This window comes from Streptomyces flavofungini, assembly GCF_041028215.1.
GTDB classification, from domain to species: Bacteria; Actinomycetota; Actinomycetes; order Streptomycetales; family Streptomycetaceae; genus Streptomyces; species Streptomyces flavofungini_B.
The window spans coordinates 1-9375 of the sequence record NZ_JASKYR010000325.1 but is presented as its reverse complement, the minus strand read 5'-3'; the positions used below and the strand labels follow the sequence as shown (position 1 = coordinate 9375).

The window sequence follows — 9375 nt, the reverse complement described above, 5'->3', positions numbered from 1 at the left end:
CCTCGGCACCGTGCCCCCGATCCCCGTGCCCGAGCACGCCCCCGCGTACGTCGTGCACACCTCGGGCACCACCGGACGGCCCAAGGCCACCGTCGTCACCACCGGCAATGTCCGGCATCTGATGCGGGCGCTGGAGGAGTCGGGCGTCTACCCTCCGGCACCCGCCCGCGTGGCCTGGAACGCGGGCCTCGGCTTCGACGCCTCCGTCCAGCAGTGGATCAGGATCTGCCGGGGCGACACCCTGGTCCTGCCCACCGACGAACTGCGGCATGATCCTGCGCTGTTCGCCGACTTCCTCCGAGCCGAGCGGGTCACCGACCTCGACGCGACACCCTCGTACTGGGAAGTCCTGCGCCCCTGCGTGAACGGGCCCCGAGGCGACGGCGGCCCGCTGCGTCTCTTCCTCGGCGGTGAGCCCGTGCCCGCCGCGATGTGGACGGACTTGGTGGACCTCGCCGACCGGGACCTGGTGCACGCCGTCAACCTGTACGGACCGACCGAGTGCACCGTCGACTCGACCGCGGCCCGCGTCGCGGGACCGGGCCCCCGCCTCGGCAGGGCGCTCCCGGGCGTCAGGGCGTACGTACTCGACACCGCTCTGCGGCCCGTGGCGCGGGGCGGCACGGGCGAGCTGCACCTCGCGGGGGCGGGGGTCGCGCAAGGGTACGCGGGGCGTCCGCGACCGACCGCGGAACGCTTCGTGGCCGACCCCTTCGGCCCGCCGGGCACACGGATGTACCGCACCGGTGACCTGGTGCGGCTGCTGCCCGACGGCGACCTGGAGTACCTCGGCAGGTCGGACGGCCAGCTCAAGCTGCGCGGCCACCGCATCGAACCCGGGGAGGTCGAAGGGGTGCTGGCCCGGCATCCCGCCGTCGCCCGTGCCGTCGTCCTCGCGCGCGAGGACCGACCCGGCGACCCGCGGCTCGTCGCCTATGTCACCACCGCCCCCGGCCACCCGGGCGCCGACGCGGCGGCCCTGCTGACACACTGCGCGGCCCATCTGCCCGCCCCGATGGTGCCCTCCGCCGTCGTGTTCCTCGACGCCTTCCCGATGACGGCGCACGGCAAGACGGACCGGCGGGCGCTGCCCGCACCGGCCCCGACCGGCGCGGAGCGGGGGCTCGCGCCGTGCTCGACGGCCGAGGAGATCCTGTGCGGACTGTTCGCCGAGGTGCTCGGCGTCGAGCGGGTCCACGCCGACAGCGACTTCTTCGCCCTGGGCGGCCACTCACTGCTCGCCATGCGGCTGGTGGGCCGCGTCCGCGCGAGCCTCGGCTCCGAGCTGACCGTACGCGAGGTGTTCGCCTCGCCGACCCCCATGGGCCTCGCGCGCCGGATCGGGGCGCGGGCGCCGGCCCGGCCCGCGCTGCGCCGCCGCCCGCGCTCGGAGCGGCTGCCGCTCTCCGCGGCCCAGCGGCGCCTGTGGTTCCTCGACCAGCTGGAGGGCCCGAACCCCACCTACAACGAGCACGTGGCGTTCCGCTTCACCGGCTCCCTGGACCTCCGGGCGCTGCGGTCCGCCGTGCGTGACGTCGTCACCCGGCACGAGGCGCTGCGCACGGTCTTCCCCGACCACGACGGCGAACCACGTCAGCGCGTCCTCGGCCCCGACGAGGCCCACCCCGACGTCCCCCGGCGGCCGGTGACGGAGCAGGAACTCCCGGGCGCGCTGCGCGAGGCCGTCCGCGCCCCCTTCGACCTGGCCGCCCAACCACCCTTCCGCGCCCACCTCTTCGCGCTCGCCCCCGACACCCATGTGCTGCTCCTGGTGATGCACCACATCACCAGCGACGGGTGGTCCCTGCGCCCGCTCGCACGCGATCTCGCCGAGGCCTACCGGTCCCGCCGGACCGGCGACCGTCCCGGCCTGCCCGAGCTGCCCGTCCAGTACGCCGACTACACACGGTGGCAGGAGGAGATCCTGGGGCGTGCGGACGACCCGGAGGGCCTGCTCGACCGGCAGCTCGCCCACTGGACCAAGACCCTCGACGGAATGCCCGGCACGCTGCGCCTCCCGGCCGACGGACCCCGCACGGCCTCGGCCACCCGGCCGGGCGGAACCGCCCCCTTCACGTGCGACGCGGACCTCCACAGGGCCCTGCTGGGCCTTGCCCACGCACACGGGTGCACGCTGTTCATGGTGGTCCACGCGGCACTCGCCGTCCTGCTGACGCGCCTGGGAGCCGGTGAGGACCTGCCGATCGGCACGGTGACGGCGGGACGCGGCGACCCCGCCCTCGACGATCTGGTGGGCTTCTTCGCCAACACCCTGGTCCTGCGGACCGACACCTCCGGGGACCCCGCGTTCCGCGAACTGCTCGCCCGGGTACGGGAGACCGACCTCGTGGCGTCCGAACACGCGGACCTGCCCTTCGACCGCCTCGTCGAGGCGCTCAACCCCGCCCGGGTCACCGGACGGCAGCCCCTCTTCCAGGTGCTGCTGGCCTTCCAGAACGCCGCCGAGGCCCCATGGGACTTCGGCGATGTGGAGATGCGGGCCGAGCCCGTCGCCGTGGGCACCGCCAAATTCGACCTCGCCCTCTCGGTCAGCGAACTGCGGAACGGGGACGGCGGGCCCGGGGGACTGGGCGGAAGACTGGAGTTCGCCACCGATCTGTTCACCGAAGGGAGCGCGCGAGCCCTTCTCACACGGCTGCGCCGCGTCCTGCGGACCGCCGTCGAGGACCCGGATCTGCCGCTCACCGCATTCGACGTGTCGACCGAGGAGGAGGAGCGACTCCTGGCCCGGCGCGACGACACCCGGAGCACCGCACCCGCCCCCACCCTGCTCGAACGGTTCGAGGAGTGGGCCGGGCGGAGCCCGGACACACCGGCGGTGCTCTTCGAGGGCGAGCGGGTCACCTACCGGGAACTCGACGCCCGCGCCGACCGGTTGGCCGGGCTCCTCGACCACCGGGGGATCGGCCCCGGCGCGGTGGTGGCGGCGGCCCTCACCAGATCGGTGGAGCTCGTGGTGGCCGTCCTCGCGGTGATGAAGACGGGGGCCGCCTACCTGCCGGTGGACCCGGAGTACCCGGTGGAACGCATCACCCACGTACTGGGCGACGCGGCCCCCGCACTCCTGCTGACGTCACGGTCGGCCGCCCTCCCGGCAGAGGCCACCCATGGACTTCCGTCGCTGGTCCTCGACGACCCGATGACCGTCGCGACGCTCCGCGACCTCCCTCCGCACGACCACCGGGCGGGGAGACGGCACGGCGGACTCCCCGTCGGCCGACCCGCCTACGTGATCTACACATCCGGGTCCACCGGCCGCCCCAAGGGGGTCGTCGTGGCCCACTCCGGCCTCGCCAATCTGGCCGCGCACCAGGTGACGGCCCTGGGCCTGCGGCCGTCCGACCGGGTGCTCCAGTTCGCGTCCCCCAGCTTCGACGCCTTCTTCTGGGAGGTGTCCATGGCGTTCTCCGCCGGAGCCGCCCTCGTCCTGGCACGGCCCGCCAGACTGCTGCCCGGCCCCGGGCTGAGCAGGCTCGCCGAGGAGCACGGCGTCACCCACCTCACCCTGCCTCCGGCCGTACTCGGCGTCCTGGCCCCCGACGCGCTGCCCGGCGTCACCACCCTCATCGCGGCGGGCGAGGCGCTCGGGGCTGCACAGGTCCAACGCTGGGCGCCCGGCCGCACGCTGCTCAACGGCTACGGCCCGACCGAGACCACGGTGTGCGCGACCATGAGCGGCCCCCTGCCGGAGGAGGGACGGGCGGTACCGATCGGCACGCCGGTCAGGAACACCCGCGTGCACGTCCTCGACGAGCGGCTGCGGCCCGTGCCGACCGGCGTGACCGGCGAACTGTACGTGGCGGGCGAGGGCCTGGCCCACGGCTATCTCAACCGGCCAGGCACGACGGCGGAACGGTTCACGGCGGACCCCTTCGGCCCGCCCGGCGCCCGGATGTACCGCACCGGCGACCTGGCGCGCCGGAACGCCGACGGAGCGCTCGAATTCCAGGGACGGGCGGACGACCAGGTCAAACTGCGCGGGCACCGCATCGAACTCGGCGAGATCGAAGCGGTCGTCGCCGGACACCCCGAGGTCGCGGACGTCGCGGTGACGGTACGCACGGACCGGCACGGGGACAGCAGGATCGTCGCCTACGTCCGGCCCGAAACCGCCGGGCCCGAAGCGAGCGGGTGGCGTCAGGTGCACGACGCGGTGCCCGCCCAGGACGAGGATGCGGTCTTCGGCGAGGACTTCACCGGCTGGCTCAGCAGCTACGACGGCCGGGACATCCCCCTGGACGGCATGCGGGAGTGGCGCGAGGAGACGGTCCGCGCCATCGCGGCGCTCCGGCCCCGGCGCGTCCTGGAGCTGGGCGTGGGCAGCGGCCTGCTGCTCTCCCGCCTCGCGCCGGACGCCGAGGAGTACTGGGGCGTCGACCACTCGCCGGAAGTCCTGGCGAAGCTGCGCCGACAGGTGGCGACGGCACGGCCGGACCTCGCCGAGCGTGTCGTCCTGCGGACACAGTCGGCCGACGACATGACCGGCGTCCCGGCACACCACTTCGACGTGGTCGTCCTCAACTCGGTGGCGCAGTACTTCCCCGGAGCCGACTACCTGGCACGGGTCCTCGACCGCGCCGCCGAGGCCCTGGCACCCGGCGGCTCCGTCTTCGTCGGGGACGTACGCCACCTCGGGCTCCTGCGGTGCTTCCACTCCGCCGTCGCACTCAGCCGCACCGGGGCCGAGCCCGGCGGCCCGGAGCATGCGCGCACCCTGGAACGGAACATGGCCGGGGAGCGGGAACTGCTCGTGGACCCGGAGTTCTTCCCCGCCCTCGTCGCGTCGTCCCCCGCGTTCACCTCCTGCGACATCAGGCTGAAACGCGGCAGGCACCACAATGAACTGAGCCGCTACCGGTATGACGTGGTCCTGCGCACCGCGCCGGTGACGCGCCGCCGCACGGAGCCGGTCGCGCGCATCGGCTGGGGTGCGGAGATCCGGACGCTGGACGACGTCCGCGCGCTTGTACGCGAGGAGGCGGCGGGCCGGGTACTCGCCCTCACCGGCATCCCGAACAACCGCCTCGCGGAGGATCTCCGTACGCCCGGGAGAAGCCGGGCCGACGGCCTCGACCCGGAGGACCTGGCCCGGACGGCCGAGGCGCACGGGTGGCGTGCCGTGCTGCGCTGGTCGGAGACGGCGGGCCCCGAGTGCTTCGACGCGGTGCTCACCCCGGCGACGACGAAGGCGGAGGAGGAGGTGACGGACGCCGGGACGGACCCGGAACCGCTGGACACTCCCGCACCCACTGCCGCCCCCGACCTCGGCCGCTTCGTCAACACCCCCGCCGCGGGACCCCGCGACACACGGCTCGGGCAGTCCGTCATGCGGCGTGCCGAGGCCTTCCTGCCCGGCGTCATGGTGCCCTCGGCCGTCGTCGTGCTCGACAGCTTCCCGCGCACGCCGAACGGCAAGCTGGACCGTGCCGCGCTGCCCGCGCCCGGCCACGGACGGGGCGCGACGAGCCGCGCGCCGCGTACGCCGCACGAAGAGGCACTGTGCCGGATGTACGCGGAGATCCTCGGCCTCGACGAGGTGGGCGTCGATGACAGCTTCTTCGACCTCGGAGGGCATTCGCTGCTCGTGACGAGGCTGATCAGCCGCATCCGGGCGGACCTCGGGGTCGAGGTGCCGATCACCACGGTCTTCGACGCCCCGTGCGTCGCCGGGCTCGCGGAGAAGCTCACCGGAGCGCGCAAGGCCCGTCCCGCGCTGCGCAGGATGCGCTGACGGCGGCGACCGCCCGGCCCCCGAAGGACTACGGATCACAGAGGTGAGCGATGGACTTCAGTCTCTTCTACTTCGCGGACGACAGCACCGGCGACGGAGCCGGTGGCCGGTACGAACTGCTCCTCGAAGGAGCACGCTTCGCCGACCGGCACGGCTTCCGCGCGGTGTGGACGCCCGAGCGGCACTTCCACGCCTTCGGCGGCCTCTACCCGAACCCCGCCGTGGTGGGCGCGGCCCTCGCCACGGCCACGGACACCGTCGAGATCCGGGCGGGCAGTGTGGTGTCGCCGCTGCACCATCCCGTACGGATCGCCGAGGAGTGGTCCGTGGTCGACAACCTCTCGGGAGGCCGGGTCGGCGTCTCCTTCGCCTCCGGCTGGCACCCCGTCGACTTCGCGCTCGCTCAAGCGCCCTACGAGGAGCGCAAGCGCGTCATGCTCGACAGCATCGGCCAGGTGCGCGCGCTCTGGCGCGGGGAGAGCCTCGACGTGGTGGACGGGGCCGGCCTCACGACCTCCGTGCGCGTCTTCCCGCCCCCGGTCCAGCGCGAGCTGCCGGTCTGGGTGACCAGCGCCGGGGACGCCGCCACCTTCCGTGCCGCCGCCACCGCACGGGCCGGGGTGCTGACCCATCTGCTGCACCAGGACATCACCGGACTCGCCGCGCGGATCACCGAGTACCGGCGCCACGCCCGCGAGACCCACGACGGCTGGGACGGGCACGTCGTGCTGATGCTGCACACCTTCCTCGCCGACGACCGCGAGGAGGCCAGGCAGGTCGTGCGTGAACCGATGCACCACTACCTCAGGAGCTCGATCGAGCTCATCACGCGGTCGTTCAGGGAGGCCGACCCCGACTTCGACATCAGCGAACTCGACGAGGAGGACATCGACTTCATCGTCGAGCGCTCCTTCGACTCGTACTTCGACGAGCGGGGGCTCTTCGGCACGGTGTCCGACGCGAGGGTCATGGTGGAACGCCTGCGGGACATCGGCGTCGACGAGATCGCCTGCCTGATCGACTTCGGTGTCGACAACAAGACGGTGCTGGGCGCGCTGCGCCAGGTGAACGCGGTACGAGAAGCGTCGAGCTAGGGCTTGGAGGCCGAGGAACACATGATCCCCCTGTCGTTTTCGCAGCTACGGTTCTGGATGCAGGGCGAGCTGGGACGGCGCGGTGAGTCGCCCGTCGCCTCGTTCACACTGCGCCTCGCGGGCACGCTGGACGAGTCGGCGATGCGCGCCGCGCTGCGGGACGTCGTGGTGCGCCACGAGAGCCTGCGTACGCTCTTCCCCGCGGTCGACGGCCAGGCGTGGCAAGTCGTCCTCGACGAGGTGGAGGGGGCGGCCCGGATCGGTCTGCCGGTGCGGCGGGTCACGGCCGAGGACCTGGAGCAGGCGGTGGCGACCGCCATGGAGCACGACTTCGACCTCGCACACGAGACACCGCTGCGCGTGGCCCTGTTCTCCACGTCCCCCGAGGACCACGCCCTGGTGGTCACGGTGCATCACATCGCCTTCGACGGCTGGTCGGCGGCGCCGTTCGTACGGGATCTGGCGACGGCGTACGGGGCCCGCCTCGCCGGGCACGCGCCGGGCTGGCAGGAACTGCCCGCGCAGTACGCCGACTTCACCCTCTGGCAGCGCGAGGTGCTCGGCGCCCCGGAGGACCCCGGGAGCCTGTTCGCCCAGCAGCTCGCCCACTGGCGGGAGCGGCTCGCGGACCTGCCCACGGAACTGACGCTGCCCACTGACCGGCCCCGCCCCGCCACCGCGTCGCACCGCGCGGACTCCGTCCCCGTCAGGCTCGGCGCGGAGGTCCACGACACCCTCGGGAAGCTCGCCAGGGAACACGGGGTGAGCCTCTTCATGCTGCTGCACGCCGGACTCGCCGGGCTGCTCCGGCGGTGGGGCGCGGGCACCGACATACCGATCGGCAGCCCGGTCGCGGGCCGCACCGACGCGGGCCTGGAAGACCTCGTCGGCTGCTTCGTCAACACCGTGGTGCTCCGCACCGATGTGTCGGCGGACCCGTCCTTCAGCGAACTGCTCGGCCGCGTGCGCACTGGGGCACTGTCCGCGCTGGAGCACCAGGACGTGCCCTTCGAGCACGTCGTCGAGGCGGTCAACCCGGCCCGCTCCGCCGCGCGGCACCCCTTGTTCCAGACCATGCTCGTCCTCCAGAACAACGCGGCCACCGAGGCCCGCATGCCGGGCCTGACCGTGCGGATGCGGGGAGACTCGGCCGACAGGTCCACCGCCTTCGACCTGGTCCTCGACCTCACCGAGGTGCCGGAAGGACTGGCGGGACGGCTCGTCTTCGCCGAGGACCTGTTCGACCGGGCGACGGCCGAGCGCCTGGCCCGTTCCTTCGAGAGTTTCCTGACGCAGGCGGCGGCGGACCCCTCACGCCCGATCGGACGGATCGAGGTGGTGACCCCGGCCGAGCGGCGCGCCATGCTCGGGACCTGGAACGGTGCCGCTCACCCCCTGCCCGACGGCTCCGTGCCGGACCGCTTCGCCCGGCGCGTGGCCGAGGCGCCCGACGACACTGCGGTGATCTGCGGGGAGACCCGTCTCACGTACGCGGAACTGGACGCGCTGTCCGGGCGGCTCGCGAGCCGCCTGCGGGCACACGGCGCGGGCCCCGGCGAGCTCGTCGCCGTGGCGACGGGACGCTCCGCCGATCTGGTCGTCGCGCTCCTCGCCGTCCTGCGGAGCGGCGCGGCCTACCTGCCGCTCGATCTGCGGAGCCCGGACACCCGGCTGCGGACGGTTCTCGCGGAGGCGCGGCCGTGCCTGGTGCTCACCGACGAGGCGACCCGCCCGCGCGCCGCCGCCTGGCCGGACCCGGTCCTGGTCCTGGGGCCGGAGACCACCGAACTGCCGCTCCCGGTCGGCCCGCCGCACCAGCGCCCCGACGCGCCGGACATCCCTGCCCACAGCACGGCCTACGTGATGTACACCTCGGGTTCGACCGGGCGCCCCAAGGGCGTGGTCGTGACCCACCGCAACATCCTCGGTCTCGCCACCGACCCCTGCTTCTCCGACGGCACACACACCCGCGTGCTCGCCCACGCCCCCCACTCCTTCGACGCCTCGACCTACGAACTGTGGGTGCCGCTGCTCAACGGCGGCACGGTGGTCATGCCCCTGGCGCGGGAGACCACCGCGCACGCCTGGCACCGGACCGTGGTGGAGCACGGCGTGACCGGCGCCTTCCTGACCGCGTCCCTCTTCCACTCCCTCGTCGAGGAGCGCAGCCCCCTGCTGGGCGCGCTCCGCCATGTCCTGGTGGGGGGAGAGGAGCCGTCGGCCGCGGCGGTGCGACGGATGGCGGAGACGCACCCCGGCACAGTGCTGACCAACGCCTACGGCCCGACCGAGAACACCACCTTCACGACGCTGCACCGTCTCGACACACCCGGCGACCGGAGCGCCCGGCTCCCCATCGGCCGTCCGATGGCGAATGAGCGGGTGTATGTGCTGGATGGTGGGTTGGGGTTGGTTCCGGTGGGTGTGGTGGGGGAGTTGTATGTCCCCCCCCCCCCCCCCCCCCCCCCCCCCCCCCCCCCCCCCCCCGTGCCACCGACGGCGGCGCCGCACCCCGGCACAGTGCTGACC

At 73.6% G+C, this 9375-nt stretch carries 3 protein-coding genes; all 3 read left to right on the top strand.

Annotated features, from left to right (window positions below; translation table 11 throughout):
* Nucleotides 1-25: 25 nt before the first annotated feature.
* Nucleotides 26-5752, top strand: a complete 5727-nt coding sequence (locus AB8Z36_RS22110; protein ID WP_369215097.1) for an amino acid adenylation domain-containing protein — start codon at nt 26-28, stop codon at nt 5750-5752.
* A 50-nt stretch (nt 5753-5802) separates the two neighbouring features.
* Nucleotides 5803-6846 carry a MupA/Atu3671 family FMN-dependent luciferase-like monooxygenase gene (locus AB8Z36_RS22105; protein WP_369215096.1) on the top strand — a complete coding sequence of 348 codons (1044 nt, stop codon included), beginning with the start codon at nt 5803-5805 and terminating at the stop codon, nt 6844-6846.
* A gap of 21 nt (nt 6847-6867) precedes the next feature.
* Nucleotides 6868-9375 (top strand): non-ribosomal peptide synthetase (locus AB8Z36_RS22100; RefSeq protein WP_369215095.1); only part of this gene is annotated, 2508 nt, incomplete at its 3' end.